The following is a 21,386-nucleotide window of genomic DNA, read 5'->3' as shown; positions in this document are numbered from 1 at the left end:
CCGTGGGAGCAAAAATGAAACAGGATTTGATTCTGCCGGAAGAATATACGCCGGCCGAGGACGAGCCGTTCATGAATGAACGTCAGGTTGAATATTTCCGCCGCAAACTGCTGAACTGGCGCGCCGAATTGCTGGCGGGCAGCCGCGATACCATCGAAGGATTGCAGGACGGCACGCGCAACATTCCCGATGTGACAGATCGTGCATCCGAGGAAACAGATCGCGCGCTGGAACTGCGCACACGCGACCGTCAGCGCAAGCTGGTGTCGAAAATCGATGCCGCCCTGCGCCGGATCGAAGACGGCGAATTCGGCTATTGCTCGGTCACGGGCGAACCGATTTCGCTGAAACGTCTGGATGCACGCCCCATCGCCACGATGAGCCTTGAGGCACAGGAAAAACATGAGCGTCGCGAAAAAGTTCACCGCGACGATTGATCCGGCGTGATCGTAGATTTCCAGAACGCCGTGGCCACAGCCGCGGCGTTTTTTTATGGTCCATAGAAGTATGACAATGAATTCGATGAATGTTGCAGTGATCGGTGCCGGCATCGGCGGGGTGGCAGCCGCAATCGCCTTTGCCCAGAGGGGCGCCACTGTCACAGTATTCGAACAGGCCGCCTCCCTTAGCGAAGTCGGCGCCGGCTTGCAGATCAGCGCAAATGGCATGTGTGTGCTGCGCGCCTTGGGGGCCGTCCAAGACACGCCGGACGGGGCAGTGCAATCGTCGGGCACAGAACTGCGCGATTATCGCCGGCCCAACAGGATTTCGTTTGTGCCGCCGCCACAGGCAGGCCCGACATGGTATTTTCACCGTGCGGATCTGCTTGACCTGCTTGTTGCGCGGGCCGCAGACGCCGGTGTGACGTTTCAGTTGGGTCAGGCCATCACCGATGTCGATCTTCAGACCGGCCGCGTTGGGGAGATGGGGTGTTTTGATCTGGTTGTTGGCGCAAATGGGGGGCAAAGCAATTTGCGCGCGGCGCTGAACGGCAACGCCGCGCCACAATTTTCAAAGCAGGTTGCCTGGCGCGCCGTTGTGCCGTTTTCGCCCCAAGACGCACCGTCACACGCCGTTCTGACAATGGGGCCGGGACGGCATGTTGTGTCTTATGCGCTGCGCGGCGGCAGTTTGATGAACATCGTCGCTGTCGAAGAGCGCGCGGACTGGACAGAAGAAGGCTGGCGACTGTCCGGCGATCCTGATGATTTGCGCGCCCGGTTTGCCGATTTTACTGGCGCAACCGCCGACCTGTTGGCGGGGGTTCAGGAAACCCACCTGTGGGCGCTTTATCTGCATCCGGTGGCGCAGGTCTGGCACAAGGGCGGGCTGGCTTTGCTGGGCGATGCGGCGCATCCGACCCTGCCGTTCATGGCGCAAGGGGCCTGTCTTGCGCTGGAAGATGCGTGGGTGCTGGCAAGCTGCGTATCAGGCAGCACATCGGTTGATGCCGGTCTGGCGCGCTATCAGGCGGTGCGGCAACCCCGTGCCACACGGGTTGTTGCAGCAGCGTCCGGAAATGCGCGCACTTTTCATTACGCGCCGCCGGTCAGCTGGCTGGCGCAAACGGCTATGGCGGTGATGGGGCCGCGATTGTCTGCGCGTTTTGCCTGGATTTACGACCACGATGTGACGCGTCTTTGATTCCGCTGGGTTCAGGCGTCAAGTTCGACCCATATTGGCACGTGATCTGACGGCTTTTCCCGGCCGCGCACATCCTTGTCGATCTGGCAGTCCAGCAACAGATCGGCGCACTGGGGGGTCAGCAGGAAATGATCGATCCGGATGCCGTCATTCTTGTTCCATGCTCCGGCCTGATAGTCCCAAAAGCTGTAATGCCCGGGGCCTTGGGTGCGGGCGCGGAACGCATCGGTAAAGCCCAGATTCAGAATTCTTTGAAATGCCGCGCGGCTTTCGGGGCGAAACAGCGCATCCTCGCGCCACGCATCCGGGCGCGCGGCGTCTTCGGCCTGCGGGATCACGTTGTAATCACCGGCCATCAGGGCAGGCATTTCATCAGACAGCAATTGCGCCGCGCGATGTTGCAGCCGCGCCATCCATGCCAGTTTGTAATCGAATTTGGGGCCCGGTGCCGGATTGCCGTTGGGCAGGTACAACCCACAGACACGCACCGCGTGTTTGCCCACGACCGTGGCTTCGATCCAGCGGGCCTGTTCATCTTCGTCGTCCCCCGGCAGCCCGCGCGAAACGTCTTCCAGCGGCAGTTTTGACAGGATGGCCACGCCGTTGAACGATTTTTGGCCGTGCGTTTCGACGTTGTAACCACGGTCTTCAAACAGGTCGCGCTTGAACGCTTCGTCGACGCTTTTGATTTCCTGCAAGACGACAACATCGGGTTTGGCTTCGTCCAGCCAGTCGGGCAGGGCGGCAATGCGCGCTTTGATACCGTTGATGTTGAAGCTGGCAATTTTCATGATGACCCCGGTCTGGCAGATGCCCGCCTTGTATCGCCGATGCCGCCCGACGTCACAAGAGCAGGTTGCACGTCGCAGGTTCGGGGCTGGCGATAGAATCGGGCAGTCCGCTGTCTGCCGCCACCTGTGCACGATTCGTGGCCATCAAAGCTCTGATCAACGCAACCGCCCCGAAAAGCTGGCAAAAACAGGCTTGTGGATAAGTTTTTTTCGCGCGCGCACCAGAAAATTCTTTGATGACAAAGTCATAGGTTTGGCCAGCGATGCTGATGTGGATAACTCGACAGGTCATTACTCAGGGTTGAAAATGCTGTTTATAACTCGCTTTTTACGTGCAAGCGTGAAGAGGCTGTAAATTCACACTTGGGAGACGACCATATGCAAGCTCAACTGAAAACCTATGACACCTTTGCTGCCGCCACCATCGAAAGCGACGCTGCGCTTTTTGACGGGGCGGGAACCGAAATGTTCACGTCCGGTGCAGCCCCCTCTGCGTTCGCAACCGCCCTGATGGGCGACAGCGTGGAAATGTTCACATCCGGTGCGGCCCCGATGGGTGGTGCGACCGCACTGACCGGCGATGGCACACAGATGTTCACATCCGGCGCCGCACCTGCTGCATCCTCCGGCATTGCCACCGGCGAAGGCACCTATCTGTTCACGTCCGGTGCCGCGCCGTCTGTCTTGTCGGACATTGTCACCGGCGAAGGCACTCAGATGTTCACCTCGGGGGCTGCGCCAATCCTTTTGGCCACCGTTGTTGGCGGTGACGAGACAGGAATGTTCACATCCGGTGCCGCGCCAACAGCCACGTCCGATGCATCCACAGGCGAGGCGACACAGCTCTTCACCTCGGGGGCCGCACCGTGCGCCACAAGCGCTGCAATCACCGGCGAACGGACGGAGATGTTCACATCGGGTGCCTGATCCAGCGTGAATTGAAGACGTGAAAACTGGAAGCGGGGCGTTCAGAAGGCCCGAAACGACAAGGATGATTGAAATGTCGAACGTAATCCAACTGAACGCCCCCTCTGCGCGCCAAGGCCAGAAGGACTGTATAGCCGCCACATTGCGCTGCTTTGCACAGCACCGCCGGTTTGGGGATGATGTGTACTGGCTTAAGGAAAACGCCGAACTTCTGAACATTCTGGAATGTACCGGCATCCGCCCGGACACGTCGGCACTTGAGGCGCATGGCGGATTTTACGAGCAGGTGGAAAAACGGATGGGGTTTTTCCCGCAATATTACCGCTTTTTGTTGTCAATCTGTCTGGATCTCGAAGATCTGGGCGTGGCCGGCACCAAGGGCGAGGCGCTGGCGCATTGGGTGGCACGCCAAGGCATGGCAGAAGCCGAATTGTCTGATCTGCAACGCCTTGAAGCACGCCGCCTAATGATGCGCCGGGGTGTTGATCCTTTGCCGAATGACACAGGCCTGGAAACGCGGATGCGCCACTTTATCGCCCGCCATGCAACATTTGCCATGCCCAACAAAAAAGCCGCGTACGAGCTGACACACGCGGTATTCTACCTCAGCGAATATGGCCGGCGCGATCCTCTATTGGACACAGATGCGATAACCAGTCTCGAGTTTGCGGGATTGCTGGCCTATCTGGATCAGAATGCCGATTTGCTGGCTGAAATCTGTGTGGCGCTGCGCTATGCGGGGCAGACACCCTCGCAAATATGGGAAGGCTGGTTGGAACGGGAAACCCATCTCTTTTCGGTCGAGACCGGGCCACATGTCAGCGCGCAGGACGACTATCACGACTATTTTGTCTGCAACTGGTTGATGGCGGTCTCCGGACGCAAGAGGTTCGCAAAACCGGCCGAGCCTGCGCGTATGGCTTTTTTCCGCGCGCCCCCCTGCGCCGGGCCGTTGCGCGAAATGTCGGAATGCATGTTCCGTCTCGATGACCAGCGCAGCGCCGATTGGACAAGGATGCGCGAGGTCGTGCAGGCCGCCCTGAGCGACACCGGAACTGACATCCTGTGCGAAGCAGAGCAATCGACAGACAAGTTCGATGCGTTTTTTGAAGGCTTCGCCAGAACCGGACTGCAGGGAGTATCGGGATGAGTGCGCGCGCGCAGTCATGGCGGCCGCTTCTGGGGGCAACGGGATTGGGCACCGAGCTGGTGCTGATCTATACCGGATTGATTTCGGGGGCCGATGCGATCACGAAATTCATCGCGGGTGGCTATGCCGCGCCGCAGTTGTTTTGCCTTTCCGGTCTGGTCGTGGTGGTGCTGTCGGTTGCCCTGAACCAATTGCAAGGATCGCAGGCCGGGTTGCGCACGCGATGCCCGCGCGCAATGGCGGTGCGGGCGGGTGCAACGGTCATTGCCTGCACTGCGTTCTTTTATGCATTTCGCGCGCTGCCCTTTGCCGAAGTATTCCTGTTTATCGGGCTGATGCCGATCCTGTCAGGCATTCTGTCGGGCCTGATCTTGGGCGAACATGTGCGACCAATCGTATGGGGCGCGCTGGGCATGGGCTTTGTCGGGATGCTGTTCCTGTTTCCTGCCGGCCTGTCGGGGGTGTCGATCGGGCACGGTTTTGCGCTGCTGGCCAGTGTGGCGGGAACTGTGTCGATGATCATGGCCCGCTTTATCGGGCAGTATGAACACAATGCGCTGGCGCAGGTGTTTTATCCCAATCTTGCTGTATTCGCGATCATGGCAGTGGCCTTGCCGTTTGTCTGGGTGCCGATGCCACCCGCAGACCTGATTTGGGTTTTTGCCTATGCCACACTGCTGTTTGTGGCGCGCTGGGTTCTTGTTGTCGCGTTGCGTCTGCTGGCCGCCTATGCGGTGACACCTTTGCTGAACCTGCAATTCGTCTGGATGGTGCTGCTTGGTGCCGTTTTCTTTGGCGAAGTGCCTGCTGCGGGCACCTATCTGGGGGCCGGACTTGTCGTGCTAACCAGCCTGTTTCTGGTGTGGGAACAGCTTGCACCGGGGGCAGAGCGGATGCGCACTGCCCGCGCATAGGTAGGGGTTACATCGAAAACGATGTGCCGCAGCCGCAGGAACTGGTTGCGTTGGGATTGTTGATCACGAACCGGGCACCGATCAATTCTTCGCTGAAGTCGATAACGGCATTTTCCAGAAACGGTAGGGATACCGTATCAATCACCACCTTTTGCCCGGCACCTTCCAGTACCAGATCATCCTCGGCGGGCTGATCCAGTGCGATTTCGTACTGAAAACCAGAGCATCCGCCGCCTTCAACCGCGACGCGCAGCGCTTGACCCTGATCCGCGGCGCCGATTTCGGCGAGCCGGGCAAAAGCGCGTTCTGTTACTTTCGGAGGCAATTGCATTCTCTGGCCCTTGATACGGTTTCAACTTGGACGTGCCTGCAATATAGAAACCCAAGGGACAGGCCACAAGGACCGAGGTGATGATGAGTGCAGCTTTTGCCTCAGATCCGGCACGCAGCAGGGGACGGCGCGTACCGGAAGAGGAAAGTACCTTTCGTTCCTGCTTTCAGCGGGACCGGGACCGGATCATTCATGCATCGGCGTTCCGCCGTTTGAAACACAAGACCCAAGTGTTTGTTGAGCATGAGGGCGATTACTACCGCACACGTCTGACCCATTCGATCGAAGTGGCGCAGGTGGCGCGCACCATTGCCGGCGCGCTGGGCCTGAACGCAGAGCTGACCGAAGCGGTCGCACTGGCGCATGATCTGGGGCACACCCCGTTCGGACATACCGGCGAAGATGCGCTGCACGAAATGATGCGACCCTATGGCGGATTTGATCACAATGCGCAGGCGATCAAGATCGTCACGTCGCTGGAACGGCACTATGCGTCCTTTGACGGGCTGAACCTGACATGGGAAACGCTGGAAGGGATTGCCAAACATAACGGTCCGGTCACAGGCGCGCTGCCACATGCGCTGGCCGGCTATAACGCGGTGCATGATCTGGAGCTGGATACCCACGCCAGCGCCGAGGCGCAGGTGGCGGCGCTGTCGGATGATATCGCCTATAACAATCATGATCTGCACGACGGGCTGCGTGCCGGCTTGTTTTCCGAGGCCGAGATTGCGGAGCTGCCGATTATCGGTGCCGCCTATGCGCAGGTCGACCGGCTTTACCCCGACACAGACGCCTATCGCCGCCGGCATGAGGCATTGCGCCGGGTCTTTGGTGTGATGGTGTCGGATGTGATCGAAACATCCGGCAGGGCGCTGGCGCAATCGGGCGCGCAGGATGTGCGTGACATCCGGCATCTGGGGCGCCCGGTGATCCGGTTTTCGCCCGGTTTGTGGGCTGATTTGCAGCAGATCCGCACATTTCTGTTTGCCCGCATGTATCGGGCGCCGTCTGTCATGATCAAACGCGCCGAAGTCACCAAGGTGGTCGAAGACCTGTTCCCGATGTTTCTGGCGGATCCGGGGCTGTTGCCGAAACGCTGGCACAAGGACGTTGCGGCGGCTGCCGATGACAGGGTGGCGCTTGCCCGCATTGTGTCGGACTATATTGCCGGCATGACGGATCGTTTTGCACTTCAGGAACATGCGCGCCTGTGTGCAGACACGCCCTAAGCTGCGTTGACGCGGCCCGCAGGCCTGATAAACCCGACGCACGTCCGCAACAGGAACCTATCGACAATGAATATCTTTTCCGACCTGCGCCTTCTGGTCATCGACAGCCTTCAGTCAATGGTAGCGCAAGGTGCGCTGCCCGATGGGCTGGACATGTCCAATGTGACGGTTGAACCGCCGCGCGACAGCGCGCATGGCGACATGGCAACCAATGCCGCCATGGTTCTGGCGAAACCCGCAGGGCAGAATCCGCGTGTGATTGCGGATGCTCTGGCGGCCTTGCTGCTGGCCGACAGCCGGATCAGCACCGCCGAAGTGGCAGGCCCCGGGTTTTTGAACCTGCGCCTTGCGCCCAAGGTCTGGCAGGACGTGGTTCACGGTGTTTTCGATCTTGGCACCGGCTTTGGCCGTTCGGACATGGGGCAGGGCGCCCGGGTGAACGTGGAATATGTCAGCGCGAACCCGACAGGGCCTTTGCATGTCGGGCACACGCGCGGGGCGGTGTTTGGCGATGCGCTGGCATCGCTGCTGGATTTCGCCGGATTTGACGTGACGCGCGAATATTACATCAACGACGGCGGCGCACAGGTCGATGTCTTGGCGCGGTCGGTCTATCTGCGCTATCTTGAAGCGCACGGACAGGAAGTGGCCTTTGTCGATGGCACCTATCCCGGTGATTATCTTGTGCCGGTCGGGCAGGCGCTCAAGGACAAGGTTGGCGATGCCTGGGTGGATCAGCCCGAAGCGGTCTGGCTGCAGGACGTGCGTGATTTTGCAACTGACGCAATGATGGATCTGATCCGCGCCGATCTGGCGGCGCTGGGCGTCGAAATGGATGTTTTCTACAGCGAAAAATCGCTGTATGGCACTGGCCGGATCGAGGCGGCGATCGCCGATCTAGAGGGCAAGGGGCTGATTTACGAGGGCGTTCTGGAACCCCCGAAGGGCAAAATGCCGGAAGACTGGGAGCCACGCGAACAAACGCTGTTCCGCTCGACAGCGCATGGCGATGATGTGGACCGTCCTGTCAAGAAATCGGACGGCAGCTGGACCTATTTCGCGCCGGATATCGCCTATCATTATGATAAGGTTTCCAGGGGTTTCGATGCACTTATTGATGTGTTTGGCGCGGATCATGGCGGCTATGTCAAACGGATGAAGGCGGCGGTGTCGGCCTTGTCTGACGGGCGGGTGCCGCTGGATATCAAGCTGACCCAGCTGGTGCGGTTGTTCAAGAACGGTGAGCCGTTCAAGATGTCCAAGCGCGCGGGAACATTTGTCACCCTGCGTGATGTCGTTGATCAGGTGGGGGCGGATGTGACACGGTTTGTCATGCTGACCCGCAAAAACGATGCACCCCTGGATTTCGATTTTGACAAGGTGCTGGAACAAAGCCGGGAAAATCCGGTGTTTTATGTCCAATATGCCCATGCGCGCGTAATGAGCGTGCTGCGCAAAGCGTCCGAGGCCGGTATGGACGTCGAAGATGCGACGCTGGCCAAGGCGGATCTTGGCGGCCTGACGCACGAGGCGGAACAGGCCGTGGCCAAAAAGCTGGCGGAATGGCCCCGTCTGGTCGAAATTGCTGCGCGCACGCATGAACCGCATCGGGTGGCCTTTTACCTTTATGAACTTGCGGGTGAACTTCACGGCTTGTGGAACCGGGGCAATGACGAACCCGCGCTGCGCTTCATTCAGGAAGACGATGTGGCCACGTCACAGGCGAAAATCGCCCTTGCGCGCGCTGTTTCCGTTGTAATTGCGTCAGGTCTTGGTATTCTTGGCGTTAATCCGGCACATGAAATGCGATAGAAAAACGCACCGCGCCGGGACAGAGCAAGTAACCGGACCCGAACGGCAGAGCATCGTTTGGGCAGCGAGGCAAAAAATGGCGGCAGATTGGGCAAGCGCGCAAGGCGCTTACGATTCGGATTTACAAAACGCAGCATCCAGAAGTTTAACATCGGCGGCCAAGCCGCTGGGCCAGCTGACTAATTTTGTCGGCGCGGCGGTATCGGTGGCATTGATCGCGGGTATCGGAGTTTGGGGATACAAGCTGTTCATCAGGGACGTCAGTGGCATTCCTGTCGTGCGCGCGGTTGAAGGCGCAATGCGGATTGCTCCCAAGGATCCGGGTGGCGCGCAGGCAGATCATCAGGGGCTGGCCGTGAACTCGGTGGCGGCAGAAGGATCGGCAGAAGCGCCGGCAGATCGTCTGGTTCTGGCGCCGCGCCCGGTTGATCTTGCCGCGGAAGATACACCCGTTCTGGCATCAGGCGCGGTTGACGCCGTGCCAGACGTTGCTGAAGAACAACAGCCGGAAGCCATAGCGCGGTCCGATGCGGACGAAACGCAAGCCCCCGCGGCGCTGACCGAGCAGGAAGCGCAGGCGCGTTCCATCGAGGCACTGGTGGCAGAACTGACCAACGGGGTAGAGCCATTAAGCAACGTTCCCCCGACCGCAGGTTCGCCCGTTGTCACCTCGGTTGCCGAAGTTGCGGCCGAACCCGAAGCGGAAGCGGAAGAGATCACCTCGGCGGTTGCAGAAACGGTCGAGCCAGACGTTGACGATGCATCCGGTATACAAAATTCCCTGCGGCCCAAGCCGCGCCCGACGCAATCGCAATTGGAAAACGTTGTGCAGGTGGCAGCCGTGGCCACATCACTTGAGCCATTGGATGCGGACAGTATCGCCCCCGGCACACGCATGGTTCAGCTTGGCGCCTTCGAAAGCGAAGAGGTGGCAAAATCCGAATGGGGTCGCCTGACCGGAAATTTTTCGGACTATATGGAAGATAAACAAAGCGTTATCCAACGCGCCTCAAGTGGTGGGCGCATTTTTTACCGCCTGCGGGCTGTCGGCTTTGAAGACCTGAGCGATGCGCGCCGGTTCTGTTCCGCACTTGTGGCGGAGAAAGCGGATTGCATTCCGGTCATTGCGCGGTGACACGGTTCGGAGCGAGCATTCTGGATGCAGACGGGTTTCGGCTGAGCGCGGAAGAGATTGCCCTGTTCCGCGATGTTAACCCGTTCGGTTTTATCCTGTTTGCCCGCAATATCGATACGCCGGATCAGGTGCGCGCCCTGTGTGATGATTTTCGCGCGGCTGTGGGGCGCAATGCCCCGATCACCATCGATCAGGAAGGCGGGCGGGTGCAGCGCCTGCGCCGCCCGCACTGGCGCGACTGGATGCCGCCGCTGGATTTCGTACATCTTGCCAAAGACTACGCGCAAGAGGCGATGTATCTGCGCTATCGCCTGATCGCGCAGGAACTACACGCGCTGGGTATCGACAGCAATTGCGCCCCGATGGTGGATGTCGCCGCCGATTGCACCCACGCGTTTCTGCGCAACCGCTGTTACGGAACAGATCCCGACAGTGTTGCGTCACTGGGTAGGGCGGTTGCCCAGGGCCTGCTGGACGGGGGCGTTCTGCCGGTGTTAAAGCACATTCCGGGCCATGGCCGCGCGACGCAAGACAGCCATTTTGATCTGCCCCATGTCGATGATGATCTGCACGACCTAAAAGCGCGGGATTTTGCGCCGTTCAAGGCGCTGAACGATCTGCCCATGGGGATGACCGCGCATCTGGTTTACAGTGCCGTTGATGATGCACCCGCCACGATATCGCCCCGCATGATGAGCCTGATCCGCGAGGATATCGGATTTGACGGTCTGATCATGACCGATGATATTTCAATGAAAGCGCTTAAGGGCAATCTGGGCGATCTGTCCCGCGCGGCGATTGCGGCGGGGTGCGATGTGGTTCTGCATTGCAACGGAACGCTGGCGGAACGCGCCGAAGTTGCCCAAGCCGCCGGCGAGATGGGCGATGCCGCGCAAAGACGTGCCGAGGCGGCATTGGCCGCACGAAAGCCGCCCCAGCCGCTTGACATTGCGTCTTGTGAAGCCCAGCTTGAAGCGCTTTTGAACGGGCAGGTATATGGCTGAGGACAGTTTTCAGGAAGATACACTGTCGGTATCCGACAGGATGGCCGCAGAGGCGTTGATAGTCGACGTTGACGGGTTTGAAGGCCCGCTTGATCTGTTGCTGACACTGTCGCGCACGCAAAAAGTGGATTTGCGCAAGATTTCCGTGCTGCAACTGGCCCGTCAGTATCTTGAATTCGTGGAAAAAGCCAAAGTGCTGCGGATCGAACTGGCCGCGGATTATCTGGTGATGGCAGCGTGGCTGGCGTTTTTGAAATCGCGTCTATTGTTGCCCCCCGATCCCGCCGAAGAAGGCCCGTCAGGAGAAGAACTGGCGGCACATCTGGCGTTTCAGTTGGAACGGTTGCAGGCGATGCGGGATGCTGCTGCGCGGCTGATGGCGCGCGACCGTCTGGGGCGTGATTTTTTTGCGCGCGGCGTGCCGCAAACCGTCGAACGTACCCGCAAGGTCAGCTATAGCGCGACGCTGCTGGACCTGATGCAGGCCTATGCCCGTATCCGCACGCGCGACGAGTTCCGCCCCTATGTCATGGATCGCGATGCTGTATTCACCATGGAACAGGCGCTGGACCGGATGCGCGGCCTGATCGGCTATGGTGGCGAATGGACCGATCTGTCAAGTTACCTGCCGGATGGCTGGAGCAGTAATCCCCAACGCCGGCGCAGTGCGACCGCATCCACCTTTGCAGCGACCCTGGAACTGGTAAAAGAAGGCGCCCTGGAAATCAGGCAATCGGAATTGTTTGCTCCGATCCAGCTGCGCAAAAGGGATTAGAACAGTGTCGCAAGATTATGAAGAACAAGACAAAACCCTGTTCGAAGCTCCGCCGCTTGCGGAACAGGAACGCATGGTCGAGGCGGTTCTGTTCGCCAGTGTCGAACCGGTAAGTGTCAAGGAGCTGGAAAGCCGCATGCCCCATGGCTGCGATGCTGCCGAGGCATTGGTGCATCTGCGCAAACGCTATGAAGGGCGCGGCGTACATGTGGTCAAGATCGGCGATGCCTATGCGATGCGCACCGCCAACGATCTTGGGTTCCTGATGCAAAAGGAAACAGTCGAAACCCGCAAGCTGAGCAGGGCCGCGATCGAAACCCTTGCGATCATTTCCTATCACCAGCCCGTCACACGGGCCGAGATCGAAGAAATTCGCGGCGTCAGCGTGTCGCGCGGTACTGTGGACCAGTTGCTGGAGCTTGAATGGATCCGCTTCGGGCGGCGGAAAATGACACCGGGGCGACCGGTCACATTTGTCGTCACCCAGGAATTTCTGGACCATTTCGGATTGGAAAGCGCGCGGGATCTGCCCGGGCTCAAGGAATTGCGGGCAGCCGGCTTGCTGGAAAATCGCGCACCGCCCGGAACGGTGCCGTTAATGGGCGAAGGCGACGAAGAAGAAGAAACCAACGAAGGCCAGTCGGAACTTTTTGAAGATTGATCGGGCCGGTGCCCAGAAATCTTCATGATTACCGGCTATATAACAATAAAACGAGCTGTGGAGGCAGACATGAACATGAACCAGATCATCAACATGGTCATCCGCATTGTCATGCGGAAGGCGATCAACAAGGGTATCAACATGGGGATGGGTCAGGCGGCCAAAATAGGCCGCAAACCAAAGGCCCAGCAACCGCGTGACCTGATCGAATAGACCTGTCGCGCGCTATTTGAAGTGTTTGGACAGCTTCAGGCCCTGACCCTGATAGTTTGACGCAATGCCTGCGCCGTATAGCTGTGTGGGCACGTCCTGCATCCGTTCATAGACCAGACGCCCCACCACCTGACCATGTTCCAGAACAAAGGGCGCTTCGTGGCAGCGCACTTCCAGCACGCCGCGCGAACCGGCCCCGCCAGCGGCATCATGGCCGAAACCGGGGTCAAAAAACCCTGCATAATGCACCCGGAATTCGCCGACCATGGCCAGATAGGGGGCCATTTCGGCCGCATATTCCGGCGGAATGTGCACGGCTTCACGGCTGACAAGAATATAAAACGCGCCGGGATCCAGAATGATCTGGCCGTTTGTTGTGCGCACGTCTTCCCAGTATTCGGCCGGGTTGTAGTGGCCGATTCTGTCCAGATCGATCACGCCGGTATGGGGTTTGGCACGATAGCCGACCAGATCAGTGCCTGGCAGTTTCAGATCAACGGAAAAACCCAACCCGTCATCAATCACCGCCGTGCCGTCAACCAGTGGTGATTGTGCGTGCAAGGCGTTCAATGCAGCATCGTCCAGTACCGCATGGCCGACGCGAAACCGGATCTGGTTCAGCCGCATACCGGGCCGCACCAGTACCGAAAACGAGCGTGGACAGATTTCAGCATAAAGCGGTCCGTGATAGCCCGTAGCGATACGATCGAACTCCACGCCGCCATCAATGATGGTGCGGGTCAAAAGATCCAGCCGTCCGGTCGAACTTTTGGCGTTGGCCACCGCCTGCATCCCGTCCGGCAGGGCCAGTGATTCCATCAGGGGCACAACGTAAACACAGCCTTTTTCAAGAACCGCACCGTCTGTCAGATCAACACGGTGCATTTCAAATTCCTGCAACCGCTCAGCGACAGTTCGCCCTGCACCAGCCAGAAACGATGCCCGTACGCGGTAGGCGACACTGCCCAGACGCAAATCAAGGCTTGCCGGCTGGATTTGCGCATCCTCAATGGCGGGCTGGCCTGCAATCACGCCATCGGCGATCATTTTCGACAGGTGCTGGTTTGGAATTACGCCAGTCATTTCAATCCCTTCGCGATCAACGCACCCCGGACAGCCCGGCCACATCTGTGGCCATGGTGTCGGGGATATATCGTCGGATGAATTTGGTCGGGCTAGCAGGACTCGAACCTGCGACCTTCCGTCCCCCAGACGGACGCGCTACCAGGCTGCGCCATAGCCCGACGATGTGCCGTTCATAGTGGAAATGCGCGCAGGAGCAAGGGGGAATTGCCACTTGTGACTACTCTTTGCCCGTCCCGGTCAAACGCGCATGCAGAGATTCGAGCCGCGCATAGGATTGCCGGACGGCTGACAGGTCTGCCGCGCGCAATCTGTGCAGTTTCGCGGCCTTGGCCAGAATACCCGGAACGGCCTGGATATCCTGTTCGTCGGGGCCATCCAAAGCTTCGACAACACGCGGTTTCGGTTTCGTGGTGTCGGTCGCGGTTGGCCGCTGCATGAAAGAGGGTAACGGCTCGGGCGGTTTTGCCACCGGCGCCTGTTCCGCCACTTCGTCATCGGATCGAACGGGTTGTTCTTCCGGCTCTGGCGCAGGTACGTCGGCATCTGGCGCGTCGGGTGTTGCGCTTTGCTGATCGGTTTCCGGCTCGGGCGCTGCATCGGCCGTGACGGCATCGCTGTCTTCGGTTTGCGGCTCTGGCTTGGCTGTGTCCGCCGGGCTCTGGAAGGGCACCACCGTGCTGTTATCATCTTTGGCAGGGGCGGTTTTTTCCGGCGCGTCACGCGCTGGCGCTTCGTTATCCAATTGCGCCATTGTCAGATCATCAAGCGATGGCGATTGATCGGAAACGAACCCAACACCTTGTTCGCGAATGATTTTCTGCACACCTTTGATGGTTACGCCATCATCGTGCAGCAGTTTCTTAATGCCCCCCAGAAGCAACATGTCCGAGGGTCGGTAATACCGCCGCCCGCCCGCGCGTTTGACGGGTTTCACCTGACTGAATTTGCTTTCCCAGAACCGCAGGACATGGGCCTGAACACCCAGCCACTCTGCCACCTCTGAAATGGTGCGAAAGGCGTCGGGGGATTTGGCCATATCCGCGCGCGTTCCTTAGCGCTTGTTGCCGTCAGCGACGCGATCTTTCATCAGATGCGATGGCCGAAAGGTCAGAACCCGGCGCGGGTTGATCGGAACCTCTTGCCCGGTCTTTGGGTTGCGCCCGATGCGGGCTGACTTATCTCGTACACTGAAGGTGCCAAAAGATGAAATCTTGACCTGTTCGCCACGCACAAGCGCGTCCGACATATGCTCAAGAACACTTTCAACCAGCTGGGCGCTTTCATTGCGCGACAGGCCGACTTCGCTGAACACAGCTTCGCTCAGGTCCATCCGGGTCAACGTCTTATCCGCCATTTCCATCCCCTTTGTTTTGGCAACCATAGGGTCTTTGGAAATTCCGAGTCAATATCAATGGCTTGTGGGGACAAGATTAAGCGATGAAATGCAACCAATTACCAGCGCAGAACGACGGCACCCCAGGCCAAACCGCCGCCGATTGCCTCGGTCACGATCAGATCTCCCTGTTTGATCTGGCCGCGTGCCTTCCCGACCGACAGGGCCAGCGGAATGGATGCCGCCGACGTGTTGCCGTGGTCCTGTACGGTGACGACAACTTTTTCCATCGGCACACCCATTTTCTTGGCGGTGCCCTGAATAATGCGGATATTGGCCTGATGTGGCACGATCCAGTCAACCTCTTCGGTTTCAACGCCGGCTCGTTGCATCGCGGTTTCCGCGGTGCTGGCCAGTTTTTCAACGGCGTGGCGAAAGACCTGATTGCCCTGCATGCGCAGATAACCGGTTGAGTGGGTGCTGACCCCGCCATCAACGTATAACAGGTCGCGATAGCGGCCGTCGCTGTTCAGATCGGTCGACAGAATACCGCGATCCTGCGCGGTGCCGGTGCCGTCCTGACCTTCCAGAATCAGTGCGCCGGCGCCATCCCCAAACAAGACGCAGGTGCCGCGATCACTCCAGTCCATGATGCGGCTGAAGGTTTCCGCGCCGATCACCAGCACCCTGTTGGCCTGTTGTGATGCAATCAGGGCAGCAGCGTTTGACAGGGCAAAGACGAACCCTGCACACACGGCCTGCACATCAAAGGCAAAGCCCTTGGTCATGCCCAGTTCGGCCTGCACCATCGTGGCGGCTGACGGAAATGTCAGATCTGCCGTGGATGTGGCGAGTACGATGGCATCAATGTCGTCAGCTTCCAGCCCGGCATCCTGCAACGCAGCACGCGCCGCGTTTGTCGCCATTGCCGAAGTTGTTTCACCTTCGGCGGCGAAATGGCGGCGTTCGATCCCGGAACGGGACCTGATCCATTCATCTGAAGTATCCAGCGTTTTTTCGAATTCGCTGTTAGGAACGATCCGTTCGGGTAGATAGTGCCCGACGCCTTTGACCACGGCGCGTCTTGTCATTCTTTTTGTCCGTTCGTGTGTTCGGCTTGTTCTGCCGATGTGCCTGTATCGACATCTTGGTCAAGCAGACCGGTGGATGCAACCCGCGCCGCCAGTTTTTCCGTGAAACCCAGTTGTGCAAGCTGGAATGCCAGCTTGACCGCGGCTGACACGCCGGTCGCATCGGCGGACCCGTGGGATTTGACCACGGTGCCATTCAAGCCCAGGAACACACCGCCGTTCACGCGGCGGGGATCAATGCGTTTCTTCAGTCGGGTCAGGGATGTCAGCGCCAGCAATGACGCCAGACGCGACAGCGGAGAGTATTTGAAAGCTTCGCGCAAAAGGTCCCCGATCAGTTGCGCGGTGCCTTCGCCGGTCTTGATCGCGACATTGCCGGTAAACCCGTCGGTGACGATCACGTCGGCAATATCACCGGAAATATCGCCGCCCTCGACAAAGCCGACGAATTCATAGGCGGCAGTGTCGGCATATTGACCGATCAACTCGTGCGCCTCTTTCATTTCGGCGCGGCCTTTGTGTTCTTCGGTGCCGACATTCAGCAGGCCGATGCGCGGACGGCGCAGATCAAGACCATTGCGCGCGTAAGACGCTCCCATCATCGCATATTGCAGCAGATCGCGGGCGTCAGCGCGCACATCGGCGCCGACATCCAGCAGCACGTTGAACCGCTGCGGATTGCGCGAGGGGTAAAGAACAGCGATGGCGGGGCGGTTCACGCCGGGCAGCTTGCGCAGGCGGATCATTGCCAGTGCCATCAACGCACCGGTGTTTCCACAGGACACGGCAACAGTTGCTTCGCCCGCGCGCACCGATTCGATGGCTGACCACATGGACGTTGTCTTGCCGTTGCGCACAACGGATGACGGTTTGTCATCCATCGACACCACATCGGGCGCATCCCGGATCTCGCACCGGCCCTGCAACGGTTTGCGTTTGGCAACCAGTGCGTTCAGTTCGTCCGCATGGCCATGAAGAATGAACCCGATTTCGGGATTCAGACGCGCAGATTCGGCAATACCGGCGACAACTGTCGCCGGTCCCTGATCTCCACCCATTGCATCAACAGATAGGATAATGCGCCTGGCCTTCGCGTCTGTCTGATCGGGCTGTGCCGTCATGCGAATGCCTTTGTGCCTTTAGGTCAGGCCGCGTCTTCGTCCAGATCGACCTCGTCCACCATAGCGACAACTTCCTGGTCGTCATAGTGCCCGCAGGCCGCGCAAATATGATGCGGACGTTTCAGTTCGCCGCAGTTTGCACATTCGTTCGGGTTCGCAGCAACCAGGGCATCATGGCCGCGACGATTGTTGCGGCGTGACTTGGATACTTTGTTTTGTTGGACAGCCATGTCTCAACCTCAGATATTATGGGCCTGCCAAGATCGGCATCGGGCCGCGTTTCACGAGCGTGACGTGCGTTTAGGCCCAAGCCTGCGTCATGTCCAACTCTAAATACGATGAAGGCGCGAAAATACTGTTATTTGTTCCCGGCGCAAGCGATTTCTGGATCGCGTCACTCCAAACACACACAGGCGCTGTCAGGGATCTTTTTTCAGACTGTCACGCAAGCCTGCAAGGCCTGCAAAAGGTTTGGCTTCATCATCACTCATCGGGGTGGTTCCGGGTTCGGCAAAACGCGAATGCTCCAGATCGGCCCCTTCTTTTCTGGGGTAATCGGGCAGCGCCAGCGCCAGAGATTCGGTCATGACCAGCTCGGGATCGATAAATGTGCCCAGGGGTTCGATGGTATCGTCCTCGGGCATTTCCGCCTCTGGCGCGTCGGGTTTCACAAAATCCCTGATAAAGCGGCGCACCACCGGAACATCAATCCGCGTTGTCACTGGTTCCAATGTCACGACACAGGGTTGCACAACGGTTGCGCCCAAGGTTGCCTGCAATTCCCAATCGTGCTGGCCCAAAGCCGACACTGTGCCCTGAAACGACAATTTGCGCAGGGCCAGCAGGCCCAGATCACGTGCGATATCCTGCAGGGCCGCCGCATCGGGGCGCAGATCGAACGGCGTTGCCGCGTTGTGCGACAAATCCGCGACACGCAGCGCGCGTGTTGTGCTCTGGGGCAAACTCATCCTGATATGCACTTTCGTTTCTTGAACCGGAGGCGAACCTTCTGTAATCGGGATACCAAGGCACAAGATGCGAATGCAAGAGGGATGCCATGTCGAGGATAAGAGCCGGACTGAAATGGGCTGTGGTCGCCACCGCCCTGATGGCCCTTGGGGCCTGTGCGGCGTCATACCGGAATCATGGCTACGTCCCGACCGACGCAGAGCTTGCCGAGATCGTCGTCGGGGTCGACAACAAGGACAGCGTCCAGGAAACCATCGGTATTCCCTCGGCGGGCGGCGTTCTGAATGATGACGGATATTATTATGTCCGCAAGCAGGTGCGCACCTTTGCCTTTCGCCGGCCCGAAGTGATGGAACGACAGCTTGTCGCCATCAGCTTTAACAGCAGCGGCATCGTCACCAACATTGAACGGTACGGGTTGCAGGACGGTCGCCCGGTTGTCCTGAGCCGGCGTGTCACCAGCAGTTCGACCGAAGGCAAAACCTTTATCCGGCAACTGCTTGGAAATATCGGCCAGATCGGCACCGGCGGATTCGGCGGCTAGGGCGGGGACGTCGGGATGCCGCGTCAGCTGTGGTTGCGTGGTAAATACCTGATCCGTCAGGCCGCATGTCAGGCCGATCTGATTGCCGCCCAATCCCTGCGTGCGCAAGCGTTCCGGTCCGCAAATGATGACGGGCTGGATTGCGATATTTTTGATGAAAGATGCCTGCATTTTCTGGTGATCGAAGCGGCGACAGGAACACTTGTCTGTTGTTTCAGGCTGTTGCCGCTGCAAAACGGACGCGAGATATCAAGCAGCTATTCGGCTCAGTATTATGAACTTACGGCGCTGGAAGCCTACCCGCACCGCATGGCCGAACTGGGGCGCTTCTGTATCCGGCCGGGCTATGGTGATCCCGATATCATCCGCGTGGCGTGGGGGGCCATGACAACCTATGTCGACGAGAGCGGGATCGGACTGTTGTTTGGCTGTTCGTCCTTTGCCGGTACCGAAACCAAGGATTATCTGGATACATTTGCGATGTTGCAGGCCCGCCATCTGGCGCCGCCGCGCTGGTTGCCCCGGATCAAGGCGCCCGATGTCTTCCGGTTCGCGGCCCGTCTGCGGCGCAAACCGGATGTCAAAAAGGCAATGATGCGCATGCCGCCGCTGCTGCGCACCTATCTGCTGATGGGCGGCTGGGTCAGCGATCATGCGGTGGTCGATCGGAACATGAATACGCTGCATGTGTTCACCGGGCTTGAAATCACGGCGATCCCGCCGGCCCGCAAGAAACTGTTGCGGGCGGTGGCGGGGCAAGGTTCGGGTGCCTCCGGCGGAAGTATTTACGAAAAGATGATCGGGGGTCGTTGACGCTGTCACCAGGTGGGGTTAGCTGCGCGCTATGGCACGCGCACCGATCTTGCAACTTTCCGATATTTCGCTGACCTTTGGCGGCGATCCGGTATTTGACGGGCTGGATCTGGTGGTGCAGCAGGGCGACCGCGTGGCGCTTGTCGGGCGTAACGGGTCGGGAAAATCGACCCTGATGAAAGTGATGGCCGGACTGGTTGAGGCGGACAGCGGTACCGTTGTTGTGCCCCCCGGTATTTCCGTAGGCTATATGGAGCAGGACCCCGATATGACGGGCTTTGCCACCTTGGGTGATTTTGCCACCAGCGCGCTGGAAGAAAGCGATGTCTACCGGGTAGAGCGGGCCGGTGCCGGGTTGAAATTTGATCCGGCCAGACCGGTGGCCACCGCATCGGGCGGCGAAAGGCGGCGCGCGGCGCTGGCCAAGCTGATGGCCGAAGCACCGGATCTGATGTTGCTGGACGAGCCTACAAACCATCTGGATATCGAGGCGATCGGCTGGCTGGAGGCGGAACTGGCGCAAACCCGCGCCGCATTCGTACTGATCAGCCATGACCGCGCCTTTTTACGTGCATTGACGCGTGCAACCCTCTGGATTGACAGGGGAATGGTGCGGCGGCAGGAAAAAGGCTTTGACGCGTTCGAAGCCTGGCGTGATGCCACATGGGAAGAAGAAGACACCCAGCGCCACAAGCTGAAACGCAAGATCAAGGCCGAAGCGCGATGGGCCGTCGAAGGCATTTCGGCACGGCGCAAACGCAATCAGGGGCGGGTGCGGGCCTTGCAGGATCTGCGCGCGCAGGCTGCGTCCCAGATCCGGCGGCAAGGTGCAGCGGCAATGGTGCTGGATACGGGGCAGAAATCCGGCAAGAAAGTTATGGAAGCCGTCAATATATCAAAGTCTTATGGCGAAAAAACAATTGTCGAGGATTTTTCGCTCAAGGTGCAGCGCGGCGACCGGATCGCCTTTGTCGGACCCAACGGCGTGGGCAAAACCGCGTTGCTGAAGATGCTGACCGGTGAGGTGGCGCCTGACAGCGGCACGGTCACGCTGGGCACCAATCTGGTGCTGGCCGTGTTTGATCAGGCGCGCGCACAACTGGATCCGGACATGTCACTGTGGGACAGCCTGACCGGCGATCCTGACATGCGCGTGTCGGGCAAGGCCGATCAGATACTGGTGCGCGGGATGCCGCGCCATGTGGTCGGATACCTCAAGGATTTCCTGTTCGACGAGGCACAGGCGCGCGCGCCGGTGCGCTCGCTGTCGGGCGGGGAAAAGGCACGGTTGCTGCTGGCCAAGATCATGGCGCGCGAAAGCAATGTTCTGGTGCTGGATGAACCGACCAACGATCTGGATGTGGAAACGCTTGACCTGTTGCAGGATCTGCTGGGGGATTATGACGGCACGGTTCTGCTGGTCAGCCATGATCGGGATTTTCTGGATCGGGTGGCGGCCACCACAATTGCCATGGAAGGCAATGGCAAGGCCACTGTTTATGCCGGCGGATGGAGCGATTATCAGGCGCAGCGCGGATCTGTTGATTTCGATGAAAGTGTCGTGAAATCAAAGCGTAAAAAAGAAAAGGTAACGCAATCTCAGGCGCAAAAACCGGGTCTGAGTTTTACCGAGCAGCACCGGTTGGCGGCGCTGCCCGCCGAGATCGAGAGGCTTCAGGCCGAGATTGCCAAGCTGGAAATCCTGCTGTCGGATGCAGAGCTTTTCACGCGCGAACCGGTGAAGTTCCAGAAAGCGTCGGATGCGCTGGTCGAGCGGCACGAACGGGTGGCCGAAGCCGAAGATGAATGGTTGCGGCTTGAAGAGAAATCTGGGGCCTAG

Annotated in this window: 25 protein-coding genes and 1 tRNA gene; 16 read left to right on the top strand and 10 right to left on the bottom strand. The window is 59.1% G+C overall.

What is annotated here, in order from left to right; genetic code table 11:
- Positions 1-14: 14 nt before the first annotated feature.
- Positions 15-437: an RNA polymerase-binding protein DksA gene (gene dksA, locus C1J05_RS12620; RefSeq protein WP_114872303.1), complete on the top strand. Its 423-nt coding sequence runs from the start codon at positions 15-17 to the stop codon at positions 435-437.
- A 76-nt stretch (positions 438-513) separates the two neighbouring features.
- Entirely contained in the window at positions 514-1,644 is a 1,131-nt protein-coding gene (locus tag C1J05_RS12615; protein WP_368073707.1) for an FAD-dependent monooxygenase, read from the top strand.
- Between the two features lie 11 nt (positions 1,645-1,655).
- Here C1J05_RS12615 and xth read toward each other — a convergent pair whose 3' ends face one another.
- Positions 1,656-2,435, bottom strand: coding sequence for an exodeoxyribonuclease III (gene xth / locus C1J05_RS12610; protein WP_114870553.1), 780 nt, complete (start codon positions 2,433-2,435; stop codon positions 1,656-1,658).
- Between xth and C1J05_RS21505 the strand changes: the two genes are divergently transcribed.
- The 4 genes from C1J05_RS21505 to C1J05_RS12590 all read left to right on the top strand — a co-directional run bounded on the left by C1J05_RS21505 (position 2,434) and on the right by C1J05_RS12590 (position 5,426).
- Complete coding sequence (locus C1J05_RS21505) at positions 2,434-2,790, top strand: hypothetical protein (protein ID WP_205388944.1); 357 nt, start codon at positions 2,434-2,436, stop codon at positions 2,788-2,790. The genes xth and C1J05_RS21505 overlap by 2 nt on opposite strands.
- A 23-nt stretch (positions 2,791-2,813) precedes the next feature.
- Complete coding sequence (locus C1J05_RS12600; RefSeq protein WP_114870551.1) at positions 2,814-3,362, top strand: DUF6749 family protein; 549 nt, start codon at positions 2,814-2,816, stop codon at positions 3,360-3,362.
- Between the two features lie 73 nt (positions 3,363-3,435).
- The gene (locus C1J05_RS12595; protein ID WP_114872302.1) at positions 3,436-4,512 is read left to right on the top strand and encodes a DUF6902 family protein; all 1,077 of its coding nucleotides are present in this window, start codon (positions 3,436-3,438) and stop codon (positions 4,510-4,512) included.
- On the top strand, positions 4,509-5,426 hold the full coding sequence (locus tag C1J05_RS12590; RefSeq protein ID WP_114870550.1) for a DMT family transporter: 918 nt from the start codon (positions 4,509-4,511) through the stop codon (positions 5,424-5,426). Before C1J05_RS12595 ends, C1J05_RS12590 begins: the two co-directional genes overlap by 4 nt.
- Before the next feature lie 7 nt (positions 5,427-5,433).
- Here the strand turns inward: C1J05_RS12590 and C1J05_RS12585 are convergent, their stop codons facing one another.
- A complete protein-coding gene (locus C1J05_RS12585) occupies positions 5,434-5,757 on the bottom strand; it encodes a HesB/IscA family protein (RefSeq protein WP_114870549.1) in 324 nt (107 codons plus the stop codon).
- 80 nt (positions 5,758-5,837) lie between these two features.
- On the opposite strand from C1J05_RS12585, the gene C1J05_RS12580 reads away from it, so the two are divergent.
- From C1J05_RS12580 to C1J05_RS12550, 7 genes are all read left to right on the top strand, one after another.
- Positions 5,838-6,989 carry a deoxyguanosinetriphosphate triphosphohydrolase gene (locus tag C1J05_RS12580; protein WP_114870548.1) on the top strand — a complete coding sequence of 384 codons (1,152 nt, stop codon included), beginning with the start codon at positions 5,838-5,840 and terminating at the stop codon, positions 6,987-6,989.
- Positions 6,990-7,055: 66 nt separating this feature from the next.
- The gene (gene argS / locus C1J05_RS12575) at positions 7,056-8,801 is read left to right on the top strand and encodes an arginine--tRNA ligase (RefSeq protein WP_114870547.1); all 1,746 of its coding nucleotides are present in this window, start codon (positions 7,056-7,058) and stop codon (positions 8,799-8,801) included.
- A 76-nt stretch (positions 8,802-8,877) separates the two neighbouring features.
- Positions 8,878-9,936 carry an SPOR domain-containing protein gene (locus tag C1J05_RS12570; protein WP_114870546.1) on the top strand — a complete coding sequence of 353 codons (1,059 nt, stop codon included), beginning with the start codon at positions 8,878-8,880 and terminating at the stop codon, positions 9,934-9,936.
- A complete protein-coding gene (gene nagZ / locus C1J05_RS12565) occupies positions 9,933-10,940 on the top strand; it encodes a beta-N-acetylhexosaminidase (RefSeq protein WP_114870545.1) in 1,008 nt (335 codons plus the stop codon). The genes C1J05_RS12570 and nagZ overlap by 4 nt, the downstream gene beginning before the upstream one ends.
- Positions 10,933-11,715: a segregation and condensation protein A gene (locus C1J05_RS12560; RefSeq protein ID WP_114870544.1), complete on the top strand. Its 783-nt coding sequence runs from the start codon at positions 10,933-10,935 to the stop codon at positions 11,713-11,715. The genes nagZ and C1J05_RS12560 overlap by 8 nt, the downstream gene beginning before the upstream one ends.
- A gap of 4 nt (positions 11,716-11,719) precedes the next feature.
- Entirely contained in the window at positions 11,720-12,376 is a 657-nt protein-coding gene (gene scpB, locus C1J05_RS12555) for an SMC-Scp complex subunit ScpB (RefSeq protein ID WP_114870543.1), read from the top strand.
- A 69-nt stretch (positions 12,377-12,445) separates the two neighbouring features.
- Positions 12,446-12,589, top strand: a complete 144-nt coding sequence (locus tag C1J05_RS12550) for a hypothetical protein (protein ID WP_162798063.1) — start codon at positions 12,446-12,448, stop codon at positions 12,587-12,589.
- A gap of 12 nt (positions 12,590-12,601) precedes the next feature.
- Here C1J05_RS12550 and C1J05_RS12545 read toward each other — a convergent pair whose 3' ends face one another.
- The 8 genes from C1J05_RS12545 to C1J05_RS12510 form a co-directional block, all read right to left on the bottom strand.
- On the bottom strand, positions 12,602-13,672 hold the full coding sequence (locus tag C1J05_RS12545) for a 2'-deoxycytidine 5'-triphosphate deaminase (RefSeq protein ID WP_114872301.1): 1,071 nt from the start codon (positions 13,670-13,672) through the stop codon (positions 12,602-12,604).
- A gap of 84 nt (positions 13,673-13,756) precedes the next feature.
- Positions 13,757-13,833, bottom strand: a tRNA-Pro gene (locus C1J05_RS12540).
- 59 nt (positions 13,834-13,892) lie between these two features.
- A complete protein-coding gene (locus tag C1J05_RS21890; RefSeq protein ID WP_254684595.1) occupies positions 13,893-14,711 on the bottom strand; it encodes a MerR family transcriptional regulator in 819 nt (272 codons plus the stop codon).
- Between the two features lie 15 nt (positions 14,712-14,726).
- Entirely contained in the window at positions 14,727-15,029 is a 303-nt protein-coding gene (gene ihfA / locus C1J05_RS12530; RefSeq protein ID WP_114872300.1) for an integration host factor subunit alpha, read from the bottom strand.
- A 98-nt stretch (positions 15,030-15,127) separates the two neighbouring features.
- Positions 15,128-16,099, bottom strand: coding sequence for a beta-ketoacyl-ACP synthase III (locus C1J05_RS12525; protein WP_114870541.1), 972 nt, complete (start codon positions 16,097-16,099; stop codon positions 15,128-15,130).
- Complete coding sequence (gene plsX, locus C1J05_RS12520) at positions 16,096-17,220, bottom strand: phosphate acyltransferase PlsX (protein WP_114870540.1); 1,125 nt, start codon at positions 17,218-17,220, stop codon at positions 16,096-16,098. Before plsX ends, C1J05_RS12525 begins: the two co-directional genes overlap by 4 nt.
- 23 nt (positions 17,221-17,243) lie before the next feature.
- Positions 17,244-17,450 carry a 50S ribosomal protein L32 gene (rpmF, locus tag C1J05_RS12515; protein ID WP_114870539.1) on the bottom strand — a complete coding sequence of 69 codons (207 nt, stop codon included), beginning with the start codon at positions 17,448-17,450 and terminating at the stop codon, positions 17,244-17,246.
- Between the two features lie 189 nt (positions 17,451-17,639).
- Positions 17,640-18,188 carry a YceD family protein gene (locus C1J05_RS12510; protein WP_114870538.1) on the bottom strand — a complete coding sequence of 183 codons (549 nt, stop codon included), beginning with the start codon at positions 18,186-18,188 and terminating at the stop codon, positions 17,640-17,642.
- Between the two features lie 89 nt (positions 18,189-18,277).
- Between C1J05_RS12510 and C1J05_RS12505 the strand changes: the two genes are divergently transcribed.
- From C1J05_RS12505 to C1J05_RS12495, 3 genes are read left to right on the top strand one after another with little or no spacing between them, the layout of a single operon-like run.
- Positions 18,278-18,733: an outer membrane protein assembly factor BamE gene (locus C1J05_RS12505; protein WP_114870537.1), complete on the top strand. Its 456-nt coding sequence runs from the start codon at positions 18,278-18,280 to the stop codon at positions 18,731-18,733.
- 15 nt (positions 18,734-18,748) lie between these two features.
- Positions 18,749-19,546, top strand: a complete 798-nt coding sequence (locus C1J05_RS12500; RefSeq protein WP_114870536.1) for a GNAT family N-acetyltransferase — start codon at positions 18,749-18,751, stop codon at positions 19,544-19,546.
- Positions 19,547-19,577: 31 nt separating this feature from the next.
- Positions 19,578-21,386 carry an ABC-F family ATP-binding cassette domain-containing protein gene (locus C1J05_RS12495; RefSeq protein WP_114870535.1) on the top strand — a complete coding sequence of 603 codons (1,809 nt, stop codon included), beginning with the start codon at positions 19,578-19,580 and terminating at the stop codon, positions 21,384-21,386.

This window comes from Sulfitobacter sp. JL08 (genome assembly GCF_003352045.1).
Taxonomy (GTDB): Bacteria; Pseudomonadota; Alphaproteobacteria; order Rhodobacterales; family Rhodobacteraceae; genus JL08.
Note: the sequence above shows the minus strand (reverse complement) of the source record. Positions and strands in the feature narration are given on the sequence as shown.

What these genes read in the sequence shown, in the direction of transcription:
- dksA (WP_114872303.1), top strand. Translation starts at nt 15, where the DNA reads ATGAAACAGGATTTGATTCTGCCGGAAGAATATACGCCGGCCGAGGAC.
- C1J05_RS12615 (WP_368073707.1), top strand. Translation starts at nt 514, where the DNA reads ATGAATTCGATGAATGTTGCAGTGATCGGTGCCGGCATCGGCGGGGTG.
- C1J05_RS21505 (WP_205388944.1), top strand. Translation starts at nt 2,434, where the DNA reads ATGATGACCCCGGTCTGGCAGATGCCCGCCTTGTATCGCCGATGCCGC.
- xth (WP_114870553.1), bottom strand. Translation starts at nt 2,435, where the DNA reads ATGAAAATTGCCAGCTTCAACATCAACGGTATCAAAGCGCGCATTGCC.
- C1J05_RS12600 (WP_114870551.1), top strand. Translation starts at nt 2,814, where the DNA reads ATGCAAGCTCAACTGAAAACCTATGACACCTTTGCTGCCGCCACCATC.
- C1J05_RS12595 (WP_114872302.1), top strand. Translation starts at nt 3,436, where the DNA reads ATGTCGAACGTAATCCAACTGAACGCCCCCTCTGCGCGCCAAGGCCAG.
- C1J05_RS12590 (WP_114870550.1), top strand. Translation starts at nt 4,509, where the DNA reads ATGAGTGCGCGCGCGCAGTCATGGCGGCCGCTTCTGGGGGCAACGGGA.
- C1J05_RS12585 (WP_114870549.1), bottom strand. Translation starts at nt 5,757, where the DNA reads ATGCAATTGCCTCCGAAAGTAACAGAACGCGCTTTTGCCCGGCTCGCC.
- C1J05_RS12580 (WP_114870548.1), top strand. Translation starts at nt 5,838, where the DNA reads ATGATGAGTGCAGCTTTTGCCTCAGATCCGGCACGCAGCAGGGGACGG.
- argS (WP_114870547.1), top strand. Translation starts at nt 7,056, where the DNA reads ATGAATATCTTTTCCGACCTGCGCCTTCTGGTCATCGACAGCCTTCAG.
- C1J05_RS12570 (WP_114870546.1), top strand. Translation starts at nt 8,878, where the DNA reads ATGGCGGCAGATTGGGCAAGCGCGCAAGGCGCTTACGATTCGGATTTA.
- C1J05_RS12560 (WP_114870544.1), top strand. Translation starts at nt 10,933, where the DNA reads ATGGCTGAGGACAGTTTTCAGGAAGATACACTGTCGGTATCCGACAGG.
- C1J05_RS12550 (WP_162798063.1), top strand. Translation starts at nt 12,446, where the DNA reads ATGAACATGAACCAGATCATCAACATGGTCATCCGCATTGTCATGCGG.
- C1J05_RS12545 (WP_114872301.1), bottom strand. Translation starts at nt 13,672, where the DNA reads ATGACTGGCGTAATTCCAAACCAGCACCTGTCGAAAATGATCGCCGAT.
- C1J05_RS21890 (WP_254684595.1), bottom strand. Translation starts at nt 14,711, where the DNA reads ATGGCCAAATCCCCCGACGCCTTTCGCACCATTTCAGAGGTGGCAGAG.
- ihfA (WP_114872300.1), bottom strand. Translation starts at nt 15,029, where the DNA reads ATGGCGGATAAGACGTTGACCCGGATGGACCTGAGCGAAGCTGTGTTC.
- C1J05_RS12525 (WP_114870541.1), bottom strand. Translation starts at nt 16,099, where the DNA reads ATGACAAGACGCGCCGTGGTCAAAGGCGTCGGGCACTATCTACCCGAA.
- plsX (WP_114870540.1), bottom strand. Translation starts at nt 17,220, where the DNA reads ATGACGGCACAGCCCGATCAGACAGACGCGAAGGCCAGGCGCATTATC.
- rpmF (WP_114870539.1), bottom strand. Translation starts at nt 17,450, where the DNA reads ATGGCTGTCCAACAAAACAAAGTATCCAAGTCACGCCGCAACAATCGT.
- C1J05_RS12510 (WP_114870538.1), bottom strand. Translation starts at nt 18,188, where the DNA reads ATGAGTTTGCCCCAGAGCACAACACGCGCGCTGCGTGTCGCGGATTTG.
- C1J05_RS12505 (WP_114870537.1), top strand. Translation starts at nt 18,278, where the DNA reads ATGTCGAGGATAAGAGCCGGACTGAAATGGGCTGTGGTCGCCACCGCC.
- C1J05_RS12500 (WP_114870536.1), top strand. Translation starts at nt 18,749, where the DNA reads ATGCCGCGTCAGCTGTGGTTGCGTGGTAAATACCTGATCCGTCAGGCC.
- C1J05_RS12495 (WP_114870535.1), top strand. Translation starts at nt 19,578, where the DNA reads ATGGCACGCGCACCGATCTTGCAACTTTCCGATATTTCGCTGACCTTT.